Annotated in this window: 22 protein-coding genes and 1 pseudogene; 10 read left to right on the top strand and 13 right to left on the bottom strand. The window is 63.3% G+C overall.

Annotated elements, in window-relative coordinates; translation table 11 throughout:
• The first annotated feature begins 120 nt into the window (after positions 1-120).
• Genes KBY99_RS12970 through KBY99_RS12980 form a run of 3 tightly spaced genes read left to right on the top strand, consistent with a single transcriptional unit; the run spans position 121 to position 2,928 of the window.
• Positions 121-984, top strand: a complete 864-nt coding sequence (locus KBY99_RS12970) for a substrate-binding domain-containing protein (protein ID WP_254999486.1) — start codon at positions 121-123, stop codon at positions 982-984.
• Between the two features lie 57 nt (positions 985-1,041).
• The gene (locus KBY99_RS12975) at positions 1,042-1,959 is read left to right on the top strand and encodes an NAD-dependent epimerase/dehydratase family protein (RefSeq protein ID WP_254999487.1); all 918 of its coding nucleotides are present in this window, start codon (positions 1,042-1,044) and stop codon (positions 1,957-1,959) included.
• A 45-nt stretch (positions 1,960-2,004) separates the two neighbouring features.
• Complete coding sequence (locus tag KBY99_RS12980) at positions 2,005-2,928, top strand: oxidoreductase (RefSeq protein WP_254999488.1); 924 nt, start codon at positions 2,005-2,007, stop codon at positions 2,926-2,928.
• On the opposite strand, the gene KBY99_RS12985 is transcribed toward KBY99_RS12980, so the two are convergent.
• The gene (locus tag KBY99_RS12985) at positions 2,914-3,441 is read right to left on the bottom strand and encodes a CDP-alcohol phosphatidyltransferase family protein (RefSeq protein ID WP_254929574.1); all 528 of its coding nucleotides are present in this window, start codon (positions 3,439-3,441) and stop codon (positions 2,914-2,916) included. The genes KBY99_RS12980 and KBY99_RS12985 overlap by 15 nt on opposite strands.
• Positions 3,442-3,519: 78 nt before the next feature.
• On the opposite strand from KBY99_RS12985, the gene KBY99_RS12990 reads away from it, so the two are divergent.
• The gene (locus KBY99_RS12990; protein WP_254929578.1) at positions 3,520-3,957 is read left to right on the top strand and encodes a CBS domain-containing protein; all 438 of its coding nucleotides are present in this window, start codon (positions 3,520-3,522) and stop codon (positions 3,955-3,957) included.
• 18 nt (positions 3,958-3,975) lie between these two features.
• Here the strand turns inward: KBY99_RS12990 and KBY99_RS12995 are convergent, their stop codons facing one another.
• The 4 genes from KBY99_RS12995 to KBY99_RS13010 form a co-directional block, all read right to left on the bottom strand.
• On the bottom strand, positions 3,976-5,376 hold the full coding sequence (locus tag KBY99_RS12995) for a hypothetical protein (protein WP_254999508.1): 1,401 nt from the start codon (positions 5,374-5,376) through the stop codon (positions 3,976-3,978).
• A 38-nt stretch (positions 5,377-5,414) separates the two neighbouring features.
• On the bottom strand, positions 5,415-6,092 hold the full coding sequence (pdeM, locus tag KBY99_RS13000; RefSeq protein ID WP_254999489.1) for a ligase-associated DNA damage response endonuclease PdeM: 678 nt from the start codon (positions 6,090-6,092) through the stop codon (positions 5,415-5,417).
• A 311-nt stretch (positions 6,093-6,403) separates the two neighbouring features.
• A complete protein-coding gene (gene hemN, locus KBY99_RS13005) occupies positions 6,404-7,762 on the bottom strand; it encodes an oxygen-independent coproporphyrinogen III oxidase (protein WP_254999490.1) in 1,359 nt (452 codons plus the stop codon).
• A 43-nt stretch (positions 7,763-7,805) separates the two neighbouring features.
• A complete protein-coding gene (locus KBY99_RS13010) occupies positions 7,806-8,468 on the bottom strand; it encodes a biliverdin-producing heme oxygenase (protein WP_254999491.1) in 663 nt (220 codons plus the stop codon).
• Positions 8,469-8,564: 96 nt separating this feature from the next.
• Here KBY99_RS13010 and KBY99_RS13015 point away from each other — a divergent pair, with 96 nt between their 5' ends.
• Entirely contained in the window at positions 8,565-8,960 is a 396-nt protein-coding gene (locus KBY99_RS13015) for a hypothetical protein (protein WP_254999492.1), read from the top strand.
• On the opposite strand, the gene KBY99_RS13020 is transcribed toward KBY99_RS13015, so the two are convergent.
• From KBY99_RS13020 to KBY99_RS13035, 4 genes are all read right to left on the bottom strand, one after another.
• Positions 8,953-9,657, bottom strand: a complete 705-nt coding sequence (locus KBY99_RS13020) for a long-chain fatty aldehyde decarbonylase (RefSeq protein ID WP_254999494.1) — start codon at positions 9,655-9,657, stop codon at positions 8,953-8,955. The two genes, KBY99_RS13015 and KBY99_RS13020, sit on opposite strands and share 8 nt — an antisense overlap.
• Entirely contained in the window at positions 9,654-10,448 is a 795-nt protein-coding gene (locus KBY99_RS13025; RefSeq protein ID WP_254999510.1) for an acyl-CoA desaturase, read from the bottom strand. Before KBY99_RS13025 ends, KBY99_RS13020 begins: the two co-directional genes overlap by 4 nt.
• An 86-nt stretch (positions 10,449-10,534) precedes the next feature.
• Complete coding sequence (gene acsF, locus KBY99_RS13030; RefSeq protein WP_254929662.1) at positions 10,535-11,560, bottom strand: magnesium-protoporphyrin IX monomethyl ester (oxidative) cyclase; 1,026 nt, start codon at positions 11,558-11,560, stop codon at positions 10,535-10,537.
• Positions 11,560-12,027 (bottom strand): hypothetical protein, encoded by a 468-nt coding sequence (locus KBY99_RS13035; RefSeq protein WP_254999495.1) that lies wholly within the window; start codon positions 12,025-12,027, stop codon positions 11,560-11,562. The genes acsF and KBY99_RS13035 overlap by 1 nt, the downstream gene beginning before the upstream one ends.
• 127 nt (positions 12,028-12,154) lie before the next feature.
• On the opposite strand from KBY99_RS13035, the gene KBY99_RS13040 reads away from it, so the two are divergent.
• The 3 genes from KBY99_RS13040 (at position 12,155) to KBY99_RS13050 (ending at position 13,678) form a co-directional block, all read left to right on the top strand.
• Entirely contained in the window at positions 12,155-12,487 is a 333-nt protein-coding gene (locus KBY99_RS13040) for an ArsR/SmtB family transcription factor (RefSeq protein WP_396095588.1), read from the top strand.
• Positions 12,488-12,722: 235 nt separating this feature from the next.
• Complete coding sequence (locus KBY99_RS13045) at positions 12,723-13,028, top strand: ArsR/SmtB family transcription factor (RefSeq protein WP_254929665.1); 306 nt, start codon at positions 12,723-12,725, stop codon at positions 13,026-13,028.
• Positions 13,028-13,678 (top strand): pentapeptide repeat-containing protein, encoded by a 651-nt coding sequence (locus KBY99_RS13050; protein WP_254999496.1) that lies wholly within the window; start codon positions 13,028-13,030, stop codon positions 13,676-13,678. Before KBY99_RS13045 ends, KBY99_RS13050 begins: the two co-directional genes overlap by 1 nt.
• 1 nt (position 13,679) lies before the next feature.
• Here the strand turns inward: KBY99_RS13050 and KBY99_RS13055 are convergent, their stop codons facing one another.
• Together KBY99_RS13055 and KBY99_RS13060 are read right to left on the bottom strand one after the other, a co-directional pair.
• On the bottom strand, positions 13,680-14,294 hold the full coding sequence (locus tag KBY99_RS13055; protein WP_254999497.1) for a glutathione S-transferase family protein: 615 nt from the start codon (positions 14,292-14,294) through the stop codon (positions 13,680-13,682).
• 18 nt (positions 14,295-14,312) lie between these two features.
• Positions 14,313-14,528, bottom strand: coding sequence for a hypothetical protein (locus KBY99_RS13060; protein ID WP_254942639.1), 216 nt, complete (start codon positions 14,526-14,528; stop codon positions 14,313-14,315).
• Between the two features lie 6 nt (positions 14,529-14,534).
• On the opposite strand from KBY99_RS13060, the gene KBY99_RS13065 reads away from it, so the two are divergent.
• A complete protein-coding gene (locus tag KBY99_RS13065; protein WP_254999498.1) occupies positions 14,535-14,672 on the top strand; it encodes a hypothetical protein in 138 nt (45 codons plus the stop codon).
• Positions 14,673-14,928: 256 nt separating this feature from the next.
• On the opposite strand, the gene KBY99_RS13070 is transcribed toward KBY99_RS13065, so the two are convergent.
• On the bottom strand, positions 14,929-15,726 hold the full coding sequence (locus KBY99_RS13070) for a CHASE domain-containing protein (RefSeq protein ID WP_254999501.1): 798 nt from the start codon (positions 15,724-15,726) through the stop codon (positions 14,929-14,931).
• Between the two features lie 37 nt (positions 15,727-15,763).
• The gene (locus tag KBY99_RS13075) at positions 15,764-15,976 is read right to left on the bottom strand and encodes a hypothetical protein (protein ID WP_254999504.1); all 213 of its coding nucleotides are present in this window, start codon (positions 15,974-15,976) and stop codon (positions 15,764-15,766) included.
• Positions 15,977-16,140: 164 nt separating this feature from the next.
• Here KBY99_RS13075 and KBY99_RS13080 point away from each other — a divergent pair.
• Positions 16,141-16,443: pseudogene (locus tag KBY99_RS13080) on the top strand (cupin domain-containing protein); the annotation flags it as partial.

Consider the following 16,443-nt stretch of genomic DNA (forward strand, 5'->3'; position numbering starts at 1 on the left):
TTAGAAGCTCCGCCTGTGCGCCCGATGGCCCGAGTTCGACAAGCCTCTTTTGCAGGCGGAATCGGCAGGAGTGCCGTCAGGGTTTTCGCCTGCTTAGGGGTCGCTGCAGGAGCAATGTTGATGCCCGTCAGGGCGGAACCGGCCAAAACGGCCCTGCGTTTTGTGCTGGTTCCGAAGGTCAGTCACCCCTGGTTTGAGGAGGTGCGGCTGGGAGCCTTGGCGGCGGCTCGCATGATTACTAGCCAGACCGGCCGGCCGGTGACCGTGGACTACCAGCCCCCGGCCCAAGCCACGGTGGAGCAGCAACAGGCGATCCTCAGCCGGGCCATCAATTCCAAGGCCGATGGAATTTTCATCGATCTGCTCGATGCCAGCCGCCTAACTCCCCTGCTTGTCCGCGCTCGGGCTGAGGGGATTCAGCTGGCGATTTTCGATTCCGAAGCACCGGCCGGCTTGCCGATCACCAGCGTGGGCAACGACTACTGCAAGCAGGCCCAGATTGCCTCTGAGCGCCTGGTGAAGCTGCTGGCAGGTCGCGGTGAGGTGGCAATCATGCAGGGCGTTCCCACGGCGCCAAACCATGCGATTCGATTTCGCTGCCATCAGGAGGTATTCCGCCGCTTTCCCGGCATCCAGGTGGTTGCCACCCCCAGCGATCAGGACTCCATCGCCACCGCCGAGCAGCAGGCTCTAGCGACGATGAAGGCCCATCCGGCGCTGCGAGGCTGGGTGGCTAGCGACGCCAGCGGGCCGATCGGCATCGGCCGTGCCATCGCCAGCCTGGGGGCCCAGGGTCGTGTGCAGGCCGTCGGCATTGATGATCTGCCCGAGCTGGTGGGCCAAATCCGCCGCGGCGTGGTGGATTCCAGCGTGGCGACCAAGCCGAGGGCCCAGGGCTACTGGTCGATCTTGTCCCTTTGGCAGCAGACGCTGGCGGCGCCACCGATCGAGCGGATCGACACGGGCATCACGGTGGTGGAGTAACCGCCAGCTAGCCGGGGGTTTGAATGGCCCCCAGTTTCGCCTCCAGTGGGCAGCAGCATGAACATTCTGGTGATGGGCGGCACCCGCTTCGTGGGCAAACCGCTGGTGGAGCGGCTGCAGGCTGAAGGCCATGCCCTCACCCTGTTTACCCGTGGCAACAAGCCTGCGCCGGCTGGGGTGGAGCACCTGATCGGCGACCGCAGCACTGCTGGGGGGCTGGAGCCGCTGGTGGGTCGCAGTTTTGATGTGATCGTCGATAGCTCGGGCCGCAGCCTTGAGGATTCCCGCGCTGTGATCGATCGCACCGGGCCTCCGGCCCATCGCTTTGTGTATGTGAGCTCGGCCGGCGTCTATGCCGACAGCGAGCTTTGGCCCCTCGATGAAAACAGCCCCGTTGATCCCGCCAGCCGCCACGCTGGTAAGGCCGAAACGGAAGACTGGCTGCGCAGCGAGGGCATCGCCTTCACCAGCTTTCGGCCCACCTACATCGTGGGGCCGGGCAACTACAACCCTGTAGAGAGCTGGTTTTTTGATCGAATCGTGCATGGCCGGCCCGTGCCCCTGCCCGGTGATGGCAGCACGATCACCCAGCTGGGCCATGTGGCAGACCTAGCCGCCGCCATGGCTCGCTGCATCGAGGTGGATGCCGCCGCCAATCGCATCTACAACTGCACCGGCAGCCAGGGCGTCACCTTCCGAGGCTTGGTGCAGGCAGCGGCCCGGGCGGCCGGCAAGGAGCTCGCTTCTGTGGAAATCCGCAGCTTCGATCCCGCTGCTCTCGATAAAAAAGCCCGCAAGGCCTTCCCGCTGCGCCTGGCCCACTTCCTCACCGACACCACCCGGGTGCGGCGCGAACTGGCCTGGGAGCCGGCCTTTGACCTCGAGGCCACCATCGCCGACAGCTACACCAACGACTACGCCCTGCGGACTCCCACCAGCCCCGATTTCTCCGCAGACGAGGCCTTGATCGGCTGAGCTCCCTTGCCGCAGGTGTGAGGCCTATTTCCATAGGCTCCTGCCATGAACTGGACTACCGACTCCATTCCCAATCAGGCCGGACGCTTGGTCCTGATCACCGGCGCCAACAGCGGCCTGGGCCTGGAAACGGCTCGGGCGCTTGTTGCCAAGGGCGCCACCGTGGTGCTTGGCTGCCGCAGCCTGCCCCGGGCAGAGCTGGCCAAGGATGAATTACAGGCAGCGGCCGCTAGCGGGGGTGGTGCCCTTGAGCTGCTGGACCTTGATCTGGCCAGCTTGGCTTGCGTTCGCCGTGCAGCTGCGGAATTTGCCGATCGCTACGGCCGATTGGATCTGCTGATCAACAACGCCGGCCTGATGGCCCTGCCGCGGCAGCTCACCCCCGACGGCTTCGAGATGCAGCTGGGTGTGAACCACCTGGGCCATTTCGCCCTCACCCTGGCCCTGCTGCCGCTGCTATCAGACCGCCCGAATGCACGGGTGGTGAGCGTGACCTCAGGGGCCCAGTATTTCGGCCGGATTGCTTTCGACGATCTGCAGGGCGAGCGCCGCTACGACCGCTGGGCTGCCTACGGACAGAGCAAGCTCGCCAATGTGATGTTTGCCCTAGAGCTGCAGCAGCGGCTGCGCGATCAGGGCCAGGCCGTGTTGTCGCTGGCGGCCCATCCGGGCTTTGCCCGCACCAATCTTCAGCTGGCCTCAGTTGCTGCCAACGGCTCGTGGATTGAACCCCTGGCCTACCGGCTGATGGGCCCGCTGTTGCAGAGCGCGGCCATGGGAGCGTTGCCCCAGTTGTTTGCCGCCACCGCACCCGAAGCCACCCCAGGCGGCCACTACGGACCAAATCAGTTTGGTGGCATGCGGGGCTGGCCCACCGAGGTGCGCATTGCCCCCGCGGCCCTCGATGCCGATCAGCGCCAGCGGCTCTGGCAGCACAGCGAGGAGCTCACTGCTTTAGGGCTTGCGTAGGTAGCCCCAGGCCGAGCTCAGCGCCAGCAGCAACGACGGCCAGAACAGCCAGAAGCCAGCGGTCTGGAATGCTGCCGCCAGTCCGAAACCCCAGCCGTTGGGCCAGAGCAGCAGCAGCAGGCTGGCGAATTGCAGGATCGTTTTGAGCTTGCCGCTCCAGGAGGCCGGGCCGCCGCTGGCTTCAGCGGCGCGCCAGCCAGAAATAAGTAGTTCCCTGGCCAGCAGCAGCCAGATCGCCCACAGGGGCAGGATCCCCTCCGCTCCAAGCCACAGCAGCGGCGCGCTGATCAGGATTTTGTCGGTGAGGGGATCGAGGCGGGCTCCCCACACCGAGCCGCCGCCGGCCCGGCGTGCCAGGGCGCCATCGGCCCAGTCGCTCAAGCCGCCCAGTAGCAGCAGCCACCAGGCCAGGGCTGGTTGGCCCCCCGCCAGGGCAACGATCAGCGGTAGTCCCAACACAGCCCGGGCCACGGTGAGGCCGTCGGCCAGTTGGCGTATCCGTTGCGTCGCCATCGTGTCTGCCGTGCTCGGCCCCAGAATGGCTCCAGTCGTCTTGTTTGGCCCGTGGTGCAACAGCTGGTTTCCGCCGTGATGTCTGCACCGGTGTTGAGTGTCACAGCGGACAGTCCCCTGCAGGAGGCCGTGCAGTTGATGAGCGAGCACCACATCAGCGGTTTGCCGGTGGTGGATGGCAGTGGCGCCCTGGTGGGCGAGCTCAGCGAGCAAGACCTGATGGTGCGCGAAAGCGGCTTCCAGCCCGGCCCCTACGTGATGCTGCTCGATGCGGTGATCTACCTGCGCAATCCGCTCAACTGGGACAAGGAGGTGCACCAGGTGCTCGGCAGCACCGTGGGCGAGGTGATGGGCCAACACCCCCACAGCTGCAGCGCCGAGCTGCCCTTGCCGGCGGCGGCTGGCCTGCTGCATGAGCGCAGCACCCAACGTCTGTTTGTGCTGGATGGCGAGCGCCACCCGGTGGGTGTGCTCACCAGGGGCGATGTGGTGCGAGCCCTGGCGGCAGCGGGCTGAAGCAGGGGTATCAGCCGATCAGGGCTCTGGCACTGGCAGGCCCGGTGGTGGCGGCGCTCCCGGCAGGGGAGCCCCTGTGGTGATCTGGCCCGTGGGGCCGACCGCCGAATCCAATGGTGCTTCCGCCGGTTCGGCGCCCTCCAGTTCGGCGGCCCCTGGCGCCCCTGGATCCGCTGGCGAGGCGTACCCGTCCGCGGCCGCGGCTTCCTCCTCAGGCAGTTCTACGCCTTCTGGCAGTACCAGGGGCTGGGAGAGGTCGGATGGCAGGCCGAGGGTCTCGAACTCCACCCCGGTGATCGCCGGGCTGTCGGCGGCTTGCTCTTGGCGCTGGCGCAGGGCCAGGGGGTCCGCGCTGATCGGCGGCTCCCGCAGGGGGGCCTTGGCGTTGGCCCGCAGGGGATCCCGGGGACCACGAGGGGCCCAGATCAGCTGGGCGATGGGTTCCACCCCCTGCTCCATTAGCCGGTTGAAGCCGGCCAGGGCCCGGTCCACCAGTTGCCCGCCGAGGGTTTGGCCGCACTGGAAGGGATTGCCGCAGCCCTCCGCCGCCGTTCGCCCCGCCATGCTGGCCAGCAGCGACCCCTGCAGGGTGGTGCTGCGTCGGCTCAGCCGCAGCAGGTAGGGCACGTGCACAAAGCTGGTGGCGCCACCGCTGATCCAGTTGGCGTCAGCCGCGCTGAAGCCCTTTTTGCCGGGGATGATGAAACGGCTCTTGGAGGCGTGGTCGGGCAGGTAGGCGGCCCGCAGCCCGCGCTGCCGCGCCAGGGAGCGGGTCTGCTCGAGGGTGAGGCCATCGCGGCTCATCAGCACCTCCAGCCGGCCGTCGGGGCGCAGGCCGATCACCATGCGGATCCTGGGTAGGAAATAGCGGATCTGCTGGCCCATCGAAATGCTGTAGGCACCGCGATAGCTCGCCGGCGGCCGCTCCAGGTCGTTGTAGACGCTGTGAAGCCCGCCGATGAAGCTGTCGTAGCGCTGGGCGCGATCGGCCGTCAGCTCGCCGAAGCCGAAGTCGACGCCCCCATCGCGGCGGATACCCACAAAGGCCCGCTGGCGGGCAGCGGTGCGGTTGCGGCCGCGCCAGATGCGATCGCCCAGCTTGAGATCGCCCAGCGGCACCGTGATTTCCCGCCCGCCCGCATCGACGTGGCGCTCGTACATCGGCCCCGAAAAGAAGGCCAGGGCCTGGCTGTCGGCGTAGGCCTCCTGTTCCCGATCCCAGCCCTCCAGCAGGTCGATCTGCACGGCACGTGGATCGAAGTCGAGGGCATAGGTGCTGTCGTCCGGCTGGTAGCGGAACGGTTGGTCGTCGGCGCGGGTGAGTAGGGGTGCTCCGGCCCGGGGGCCGGACCCGGGCAGCGGTGGGGCAATGGCCACCAAAAAGGTGAGAAAGCCTGCTGGCAGAGCCACCGTGAGCATCCGCTTGTATCGCCACAACGGGCGGCGGGGCCTGGGGCTCAGGCGGCCCGATTGCTGCTGGGTGGTGCTTGCGTCCAATCCACGACGGCGCCGTCGGCCACCAACCAGATCCGATCACGTTGGGAGCAGGGATGGCCTCCCGTCAAGCGCCCGAAGGCTGGCATGGCTAGGCGCTCACTGGCTTCGCAATAGCTGAAGCATGGCAGCCGCAGCCGATCGGCACCCCGGCCCACCACTGCCACTGGATGCAGGTGGCCGCAGAGGTTGAGCATGCCCGCCCGGGGCTCTGGAATGTGGCTCAGCCACCAGGGGCCCAGGGCTTGGGAAGGCTCTTGCGGCAGCCCCTCGATCCAGCTTCCCTGCTCATGGTTGCCGCCGATCAGGCGCAACGGGCAGCCCAGCAGTTCCGGTAGGGCAGCCAGCTTGGCGCGGAGTTCGCCGGTGAGCCCCAGGCGGCTGTGGATCAGGTCTCCCAGCACCACCACCTGCTGGGGCTCCAGCTGATGGGCCAACTCCAGGAGCCCATTGAGGGTCGCGCCGTCGCCATCGCTGGGCAGGGGAATGCCATGGGCCTGGAAGGTTTCCGCCTTGCCTAAATGCAAATCCGCCACTAGTAGGGCCCGGCGCTGGGGATCCCACGCCGCCTTGGCTCCCAGCAGCTGCAGCCGCTGGCCCCGCCAGTCAAAGCTGACGTCCACGCCATGTCCTTTGCGCATTGGACGTGGCCGCGTGTGGGGCCATCATCGGTAACGCCGGTGCTTAAGGACCCATCCGCAACCTGTTGACCCTGGCGCCGTACCGGCTGGGTCGGGTGCGGCGTGGTGTGTCCCTTCATGGTTTGGGGAGAGTTCATCCAGGGCCTGGCGCGGCGACTGCCTTGGCAGCCCAGGCCCTGGCCGCGGGGTGAATAGGACAAGTGGGGCACGGCCATGCTGATCCCCCGTTTTCAACCGGCCGGCTGGAGCCGTTGGGGTGGATTGGCTCTGGCCCTGGTGCTGGTGGCGGCTGGACGCTGGTTGGTGACGGCTTAAACCAGGCAGGATCCAGAAGCGCGCTGTTGCTGTTGCGGATCGAAGACCGCGGCGATGGTGCGGATCAGCCAGCGGCCCGAGGTGGTGACTGTGAGCAAGCCAAGCCGACCGCTGGTTTCCAGTTTCACCAACCCATCTTTGGCCAGCTCCTGCAATTCTTGCCACTCTCCACTGAAGTGATCAAGGTCGATGGTTGCCGCGAATTCGCACATCACCTGACGGATCAATTCGCGCCGGTCCAGGGTCTCCGCATCCTGGACCACCAAACCGCGCTCCACGGGCAGGCGACCCTCTGCGAGGGCCCGGGTGTAGGCCTTGAGATTCCGTTCGTTCTGGGTGAATAGGTGCGGGAATTGGCTGATGGCGGTGGGCCCCACCCCCAGCAGCTCCAGCTCCCCACCGGTTGTGTACCCCTGAAAGTTTCGATGCAGCAGCCCAGCTCGGGCGGCTTCTGCCAGGCTGTCGCCAGTGAGGGCGTAATGATCCATGCCAACAGCCTCGTATCCAGAACTGCAGAGCAGCTGCTGGGCGTCTTCGAGCATCATCAAGCGGTCGCGCTGGTTGGGTAGATCGCCGGCGGCAATTTTGCGTTGCAGTGGCAACTGGTCCGGCAGGTAGGCAAAGGAGAACAGGGAGACGCGATCAGGGCGCAACTGCTGCACCAGTGCCAGGGTCTGGCGGAAGCGCTCCGGTGTCTGGAGTGGCAGGCCGCAGATCAGATCCACATTCACGCTGTTGAAATCCACCTCCCGTAGCCAGCCCATCACCCGGAGCAACTGCTCCACTGGCACGATTCGATTCACAGCTTTCTGCACCTCTGGATTGGCATCCTGAATGCCAAAGCTGATGCGATTGAATCCCAGGCCCCGCAGATGCAGCACCTCATCGCGACTGAGGAATTCCGGATTGACTTCGATGGATGCATCGAGGTTGGGCTCGAGCTCGAAGTGCTGCTCCAGTAATCCCCAGAGCTGGGCGGATTCTTGCTGATTGAGATAGTTGGGGGTACCACCGCCCCAGTGCAGTTGGGCGACCCGACGTCGTTGTGGCATCACGGCCCTGAGGAGCTTCAGCTCGATCCCCAATGAGGCCAGGTATGGCTCCACCACCTTGGAGCCGAGTTGGGTGGTCACCCGGTTGCAGCCGCAATACCAGCAGGCATGGCGGCAGAAAGGCACATGCACATAGAGCGAAAGTGGTGCGCTGGTTGGTTGGGCAAGTTGCCGGCTTAGCTCCCCTGCTCCAATTCCGATCTCAAACGCTGCTGCGGTGGGATAGCTGGTATATCGGGGAACGGGCTTGTTGTACTTGTGCAGCAGCTCGATCGGGCTGAGCGCAGGGGCGATGGCGGGCATGGGCGTGAGGGGTTGGGTTGGGGGACTGGGATGCGTTGCCGCCTTAGATCTCGGCGAGTTCGGCTAGCAGTTTCTGGGTGAGCTTGAAGGCCGCTACGGCTTCATCCAGTAACTCTTCTTCCTCTGCTTCAGATAGATCCATCTGCTCAAAACCGTCATGTAGGGCTTTCTTCAGGGCAGGGATCTCTTGCTCAAATGACCAAAACTTCAGTCCTGACAAGCCATGGCGGCTCAGGATGGCGTTGGCCTGGCCCCCTAGTTGCTGTCCGCCGGAGAGATCGCCGCCGTAGCGCACATAAACGTGCGCCATCAGCCGGTGGGGTGCCTGGCGAGCCAGCAACTTGACCTGCTCCAGCCAGCTGGCTGCTGCCGCTGATGCCGGTGTTGCTGGCAAGGCGGCGAGCTGCTTCAGGTCGTGCTCTAGGGCGTGCCTGCGGGCCAGATCTGACCAAGGAATGTTCGTTGCGCCAAGGGCGGTGGCCAAGTCGGGGGCCTCCTGCTCAAGCAGGGTGTAGGCCGGCAGCAGCGCCCTCAGCAGGCCTGCCAGCTGCAGCGGCGTGGCTCTGCCTTCCAGCAGTGCCCTGGAAAACTCCATCCCCTCCGCTTGATGGTGGGCCTTGCCGATGTGGGCGTGCAGCTTGCGCACCCGCGGACCAAGAACTTGGCCCTGCTGGGAGGTGGTGGAGAGGGAAGGAGAGGAGAGCATCGGACTCGCCCGGACGGGCGGCGTAAACCGGGTCAATGATATGCCACTACAGTTGTTACACTATCCCGTGATTCCTAAAACGTTGCAACGCTCCCCATGGCCATACCCTTTGAGCCCCAGCTGGGCCCGCCGCCGACGGACCTACTCCAGCTGCAGTTGCTAGTGGCTCCGTTCCCAGCGCTCAGCGGGGATGGCCAGCTGCGCGAACTGATGCTCGAGCGACGCCGTCATCAGGCAATAGGCGAGGCGGGCCTCTGGTACTGCCCGCCGAATCTCAGCTCAATGCTGGGTGTGGTTGGCGGGCGGAGCGGGATCGAGCAACCAGGCCCAGCGGAGGCGATTGCCATACTCGATCCCAGCGTCGCTGTCTGGCTGCAGCTGCGGTTTGGTGGCGCTTTACGGCCCATGCAGCTCAGCAGTGCTTGGCTACGCACTGAAGCGATTGATCTCCCCTCCCCCGCGCCCCTCGCTGACCTGGCCTGGATCATCTAGTTGCAGCAGCAGCTAGGCCTCCGGTAACGATGCGTCTGGCTGCTGTTTGATCAAAGCCGCTGGCTTTCAGGGCTTGAAGAAATAGCTCGCTGAAATTTGCCAGCACCTCGTGCGGGTCCATGCCGATCGCCTTCATGTCCTTAGCCATGGTCTGCAGGATGGCCAGAGTGATCGGTAGGGCTTTGCGGCTGACCATGCCGGCGGATGCCTGCGCTGCGCCGAAGTGGGCATGCAACCAGCGCTCCGCGTAGCCCAGATGCTCTCCTTCATCGCTGATCACAGCGGCGGTGATGGGCTGGGCGTAGGCGTCGGCCACCGGCAGGTAGGCGTGGTAAGCCGAAAGGGCAAAACACTCCACAATCAGGCCCTGAATCACTAGGCAGCCCGATAGGTCGCCCTGCTTGTTGCACCTCAGGAACAGCTCGTGCAGCGGGGCGAAGAGGAGACGGGCTAGGCCTAGATCGGGCTTGATTCCAAGGTTGCGACCGCAGCCCATGAAGTCGCTGGCGTGGCGCCCTTCCATGGCGGCAAGTCGCTCCAGTTCCTGCTGATCATTTGGAATGGCGCGGGCAAGCAGTCGGAAGTGGCGACCAGCGAGATTTTCACCCACCACCACCATGCCGTTGATGCGGCTGTAGGCATCGCGGTAGGCGGGGTTGGAGATGTCGGGCAGGGCTGAAAAGGGCATGGACGTCATGAGGAGGAGGAGTGAAGAGGAGCGGCCAGGCGAATTCGACGGGCCAGGCCAAGCCGGCCCAGCATCTGGATGTGCCACCAGGTGAGATCGAGCTCCCACCAGCGAAAGCCCATGCGGGCACTACTGGGGTAGGCGTGATGGTTGTTATGCCAGCCCTCCCCGAAGGTGAGCAGGGCCACCCACCAGTTATTGCGGGAACTATCACCGCTCCTGTGGCTCACGTAGCCCCACCGATGGGTGGCTGAATTGACCAGCCAAGTTGCGTGATAAACAAACACCAGGCGGAGGGGAATGCCCCAGAGCACAAGGGCCCAACCACCGGCTCCGGTCGCCTTACCCAGCCCATAGAGAGCGGCCGCCAGGGGTAACTGCAGCAGCAGAAAGTTGCGGTTTAACCAGCGGTAGTAGGGAATCTGTTGCAGGTCCGGGGTGAGTTGGCCCACGTACTGCTTGGCTGGCACGGTGTGCAGCATCCAGGCGAAGTGGCTCCACCAGAAGCCGAGATGACTGTTGTGGTGGTCAGCTGGATCGTCGGAGTGCAGGTGGTGATGGCGATGCAAGCCCACCCAGTCGATCGGACCGTGCTGGCAGCTGAGGGCACCGCAGGTAGCGATAACTAGCTCCAACCATCTGGGCACCTGAAAAGCTCTGTGGGCCAACAGACGGTGGTAACCCAGGGTCACCCCCACACAGGCGGTAAGCCAGTACAGCACCAATAGGACTAGCAGTGCTGTTGGGCTCCAGAAGCGTGGCAACAGAGCGACCAACGCCAGGGCATGGATCGCCACCATGAACAACACCGTTCCGGTGCTGAAGGGCAAGCGTCCAGGCACCACCTTCACCCCCTGCCCAAGGGCGGGCAGGGAAGTCGCCGCCCTCACGCGATTGCCCCAGAGGATGGCACCATCGGCTGGCTGAGCTGGCGCAACAGCAAGCCTGCAAAGCGGGCCTTCAGGCCGAGAGACTTCAGCAACCGTGCAGGGCTAGCGGGCTCCTCCGCGCTGGATTTGATAGCCCGGAATACCTCCACCAGCTGATCGCGCAGCTCGAAATAGGCGCGGCCCTCCAGATCGAACACCACCGGAAAAGCACGGCGGGCTGTGCGGTTGGTGTTGCGCATCACCTCTTCATCGAAGCTGCTGGGATCCATGCCCAGCAGCTTGTAAAAGTTGCCGCGCTCACACACCGTCAGGCTGTGGGTTAGAAAAACGCTCCACAGGAAGATGCGACTCAGCAGCCGGCCGCGCAGTCCCTGCCGCAACCCCGGCCAGCAGCGCAGAAGCATATTGAAGATGTCGCCGTGGCGGTTCTCGTCCTGACACCAGGGCTCAAAGAAATCAAACAGGGGGGCGAAGTCGTTCTCGGGGTGAGCCTTGAGGTGCCGGTCGATCAAGATGTAGCGCCAATAGCCGATCTTTTCGGAGAGATACACCGAATAGAGCACCCAACTCAACGGAAACCAGGTGATCGGCCGCTTGCCGCTCAACGCTGGCAAATCGATTTCAATGCCCTCGGCCACCAGGGCCCGGTTGAGAAAGCCGGCATGGCGAGCCTCATCACGGGCCATCAAATTGAAGAGGCGGCTCAACTCTGGGCGGCCTGCCTTTTGAAGCTGGCGTGAGAGCTCTTTGAACAGCAGAAAGCCGGAGAATTCCGACACGCAGCTGCGCACTAAATAGCTCTCGTAGGCTACTTTCTCGTCTGGATTCAGGACCCGCAGCCGATCGAGGGGGGCCTTGCGATCAAAGTGATCGCGGTTGTAATCGGCCTCCATCTCGTTGAGCATCGCCTCGAAGGCAGCGAGCTGGCCCACGAGATCGGTCTTGGCAGCCTTCTCGATTTCGGTGGTGTAAAAGCGCGGGGTGAGCAGGTTTTCGCGCAGGTGGGGAGCAGAGGTGGTCATCAGAGGGAGGGGGTGAGGGCGGAAGCGCGGGCGTAGGCCAGGGCATCGGGCCCGTGGCGATGGCCGTGAAACCACTGCTGGAGTTCCATCAGCCAGGGCAGCCGCGCGGCTCGCAGGGTTTCGGCAACCTCCCAGCCGGCAGCAGCGGCAGCGACGGCCTCGCAGTGGGCGGCCCGGTGGCCAGGGCAAAGGCAGCCGCACTGAGCGAGCCAGCGCTCCTCTAGCCGCAAATGCAGGCGCAGCCCCCTCACCAACAGCAGGCAGTCGCGGCGATCAGCGAGCAGCTGCAGAGCACTGCGCTCCTCGTCGGCTAGGCAGTGGCGATCGACCAGATCGTCAAGCAATGCTTCGAGACGGTCGTGCTGGCGCTCCAACAGTCCCTCCCGCTGGGGCCACTGCAGCGGCCACACAGCCGGTGCGGAGGAGGGGGGCAAGGGATGGGGAGGCGCGAGGGACTCAGGCGACATGGACGCAGTAACAAGGGGACAACAGCTTAACGTCATAACGGCATCATGTTACGCAATTTACGCAGTAGCTGGATTTAGCGGTGATTCACTAGCGCAAAGATGAGTCAAAATTTGACTAGGCATGTTTTTGGCCACCTCCCTTCCCGAGGACCAGATGGAAGCCCTGGCCGAATACTTCAAGGTGTTCTCCGAGCCAAGCCGGCTGGCGGTGCTCGAGGCCCTGCGGGGCGGTCCCCTCAACGTCACGGCAGTTGTGGAGGCATCGGGGCTCAGCCAGGCCACGGGGCTCAGCCAGGCCCTTGTGTCGAAGCACCTCAAACTGCTCACCATCGCCGGAGTGGTGCAGCGCCGGCCCGAGGGCTCCCTGGTGTTTTACGAGGTGATCGACAAAGCAGTGCTCAAGCTTCTGGGCCAAGCCGAGATGCTGCTGCTGGCCACCCGACGCCACCAGCTCTCATAGGAACTGGAGCAGCAAAGGGGGTCACGTCACCATCGCCGCCTGCCCACGGCTTGGCGCCGATCGCGCATCTCATCCACCAGGGCCCGCAGGATGGTGAGGGTGGTGGGTAGGGCTAGCGATTAAGCGGCAGTTCGCAGGCTTGGCTATCAGGATATCACGGAAATGTGTTTCTAGAGTAGCTGCTATGTGTTTGATGCTCTAGAGTGATTTGATCGGATTGCAGCAGAGCATGGCCATGGAGCACCTGGCTGACTATTTCAAGGTGTTTTCGGAGCCGAATCGGCTTGCCGTGCTCCACGCCCTGCGGGCAGGCCCCCTCAACGTGACTGCCGTTGTGGACAGCACCGGCCTGAGCCAGGCGCTGGTGTCGAAACATCTCAAGCTGCTCACCATTGCGGGCGTGGTACAGCGCCGACCAGAGGGAGCCCTCGTTTATTACGAGGTGGCTGACAAGGGGGTCTTCAAGCTGATTGCCCAGGCTGAAAAGCTACTGCTTGCTTTTCGTCGCCAGCAATTGGATGCCCTTGCTGCCTTTCTCTGATGGCAGAGACCAGTCGCCAATATCTCCGTGCGGCCTTGGAGGCAGGCGAGCGCAATTTTCAGGGTCTGCGGCTCGGTGGTATTGACGGTCTCGACCTTGACCTCTCTGATTGCAACCTGGAGGGCAGTTGTTTCAAGGAAGCACGTTTCGGCCATGCCCGCCTGCGGGGGGCGCAGGTGCAACGCTGCTGCTTTCAGCAAGCGTTGCTGTGGGGAGCAGACCTCTCATCAATGCAAGCCCAGGGATCCTTTTGGCACGAAGCAGACCTTTCTGGCTGCCGTCTTCAGGAATCGAACTTTGATCGGGCCGTGATGCACCGCTGCTGTCTAAGGGGTGTTGTGGCTGCTGGCAGCAGCTGGAGACAAGCGCGGTTGGTTGAAGCCGATTTCCGCTCTGGACTCGACCAACTCACGGATCTGGGCCATGCCGATTTCGCGGAGGCTGACCTCAGTTTTGCCCTGTTAGAGGGCGCCAATCTGCAGAGCGCTAACTTGCAGGGCAGCTGCATCTATGGAGCCAATCTCCGTAGCTGCAATCTGCGCCAGGCGGATCTAAGTGGTTGCGACCTGCGCGATACCCAGCTGCAGGGAGCCGACCTGGAGGGTGCCTGCTTGGCTGGGACCCTTCTGGCGGAATCCCAAAGATACTGATTCAAGCCCTGCCCATGCCGCGTTGGTAGGCCGGCCGGGCCTGGGTGGCGGCAATCGTGGCCTGCACGTTGGGGTAGGGAGTTAGGTCGATCTGGGGGAAGAAGATCGGCAGATAGGCCAGGTAGGCATTTACGGCGCAGTCGGCAACACTCCAGGTGGGATCGCCCCAGGGCCCTGCCAGCAGCGAGCGGCCGCCTGCCAGCAGCCCATCAAGCACCCCCATCAACTGCGGGAATTCCCGCTCACGGTTGTTAGGCACAAACAGCGCCACTGCCAGGGTGGCATTGGCAAACAGGATCCACTGGTTTGCCAGGGCCCGCTGGGCTGCCATTTCAGCCGCCGTGCCAGCGAATTCGTTGGCGTGGTGATCGGCCAGGTGCAGCAGGATGGCGCCGCTTTCAAACAGCTGCAGCGGTTTGCCGCCTGGTGCGCGCAGGGTCTCATCCACCAGCGCTGGCACCTTGGCGAAGGGGTTGATGGCACCAAAGGTGTCTCCCTTGTGTTCGCCTGCCTCCATGTCGAGTTGAATCCATTCGTAGGCAATCCCCTTCTCCTCTAGATACCAGCGGGGCATGGAGGCGCGGCTGCGGGCGCCGCCGTAGAGCTTCAGGGTCATGGATTGGTGCTGAGTTGTTTAGGAGTTGCGGCAGAGCCGTTGGATGTCGGGGATGCGATAAAGGCTGTTGATGTCGCTGGGCTGAGCCTCGGCCAGCTTTGTGTTCTTGGTGAGACCGTTGCTTGCCCCAAGCCTGTTGGCGAGGCTGGCCTTTTCCGCACCTCGGGCTGAGCGCCATTGGGCGCAGAGCTCCAGGTTGCCAAGTGCCGATGGAGCAACCAGCAAAAATGACATCAGAAGGTGGATGGCTTTGACCCTTCAGCGGCGATAATTGTTGCAGTAGTAGACCCGTCAGCTATGACCATCGCCTTGTTGATTGCCCTTGCCGGTTCCTTGGCCCTGATGGCTCTCATCGTCAAGCGTCTGGAGCAGGCCTGAGCTAGCGGTTGTCTGAGGCTGGGAGGCACGACTCACCTGCACAGGATTGGTCTTGGCCCGCTTAGCTGTGTACATGGAGTTGTCAGCTGCTGCCAGCAGCTCCTAGCTTGTGTTGCCGTGCTCCGGAAAGCGGGCGACGCCGACGCTGGCCGAAATCGCAATGGCCCGGTCCAGCTCGAGGAAGGGGGCTCGGCTGGTCTCCACCAGTTTCCAGCCCATCTTCAGCACCTAGTCGCCCACATTGTGGCCGAACTGGTCACTTACAGACTTGAAGCCATATCTGCTTGTAGAAGGCGTTGTTGGCCATCAGGATCCGGCCTTGGGGGTTGGTCACGAGAATCCCCTGACTGCTCTCCTCAAACACCGTGCTGGACAAGGACAGTTCCCTAGCGGCGGCTTCGCTCATCGCTAGGGCTGTGCGGGTGGTCAGATGATTGCTAACGAGGATCCGGCTGATCAGGGCGGCCACCATGCTGATGCTGCTGCCGATCAGCATGGTGATCCAGAAGGCGTTGCCAATTCCGTTCGGGCCCACCTGCCGGGAGGCCAGCTGCACTCCCACCAGCCAGGTTCGGCCGGCAATCTCCAACTTTTCGTAGGAGGGATGGCTCAGGCCGTCGCTCCCCATCAGGTTGAGGTTGTCGTAGAGCACATTCCGTCCGAGCGGTTCTGTGCCGTCGAACACGAGTACACCTGTGCCAGCTAGATCGGGGTTGATGATGCCGCTGAGGGCGCTGTTCACCACATCTTTCATCCTCAGTGCGGAGAAGGCCCAGCCCCGCAGGGTGAGGTTGGTTGCACCGGGGATCTGAGCCTGATCGGTGTAGATCGGCAGACAAATCAACACGCCTCTCTGCAGGTCCTCCTGGGTTTCCTGCACGAGTTGAACTTTTTCACTCAGGCTGGCTTTGCCCGTTTTCCATGCTCGGTCCATGGCCTGGCGGCGCTCCGGTTCGGAATACATGTCGAAGCCAAAGGCCCTTTGGTTGCGCCAGTCGAAGGGCTGCAGGAATTCGGTCGCGCCATAGGCCGGTCGGGCCCCCGGTGGTCGCACCCGGAACTCCGGAAATCCTTCCTGGCGGATGCGCTGTTCAAAGGCAGGTAGCGCGCTGGCTTACTTCTGTCGAGGCATTGAACAAACCCACCACGGCTCCCAGCATGGTGATGTTGATCTCGAGTTTGGTGCGCAGGGCTTCGGCAACGTTATTGAGCAGGGTGCTCTCGATCTGTAGATGTTCCTTTTCGCCGAAGCGGCGGGTCTGATCGAGCACCGCCATGGTGCTCAGCAGGCCAGTGGCCAGCACCAAAAAAGGCAGCAGGTAGATGGGCCTCCGCCACTACCCTCACGGCGGTATTCCTGACAACAATCAAACGCTAGCCATGGCGCCTTCGGCGCGCTCGGCTGCCGTAGGAGGAACTGAATGAGAAAAGTCTGCCGCTAAGATTGGATTAGCAAAGCTTTTAGTCCATGCTGACCGAAGATAAGCCTGGATTTCATGTTTGGCATGTCTGGTGTGATCATCAAGGGGTGAGTCATCAAAAGAAGGAGTGGTTGGATGATTTTAAGCTGATCACATTTATCAAGGGAATGGCAAGTGTTTGGCAGTCTGGTCCCCGCGATGATGCAACCGGCGTTGTGTTTTTATCACTGGTGCCTGGTCAAGAGTATGAATGGCATGAAAACCCTGCGCTTCAGTGGATCGTGCCAATTGTGGGTCGCTGGTTTGTGACAACGATGGATGGCGTGCGGGTAGAGATGGGGCCCGGCGAG

Origin of the sequence: Cyanobium sp. Maggiore-St4-Cus, assembly GCF_024345615.1 — a bacterium.
Classification (GTDB): domain Bacteria; phylum Cyanobacteriota; class Cyanobacteriia; order PCC-6307; family Cyanobiaceae; genus Cyanobium_A; species Cyanobium_A usitatum.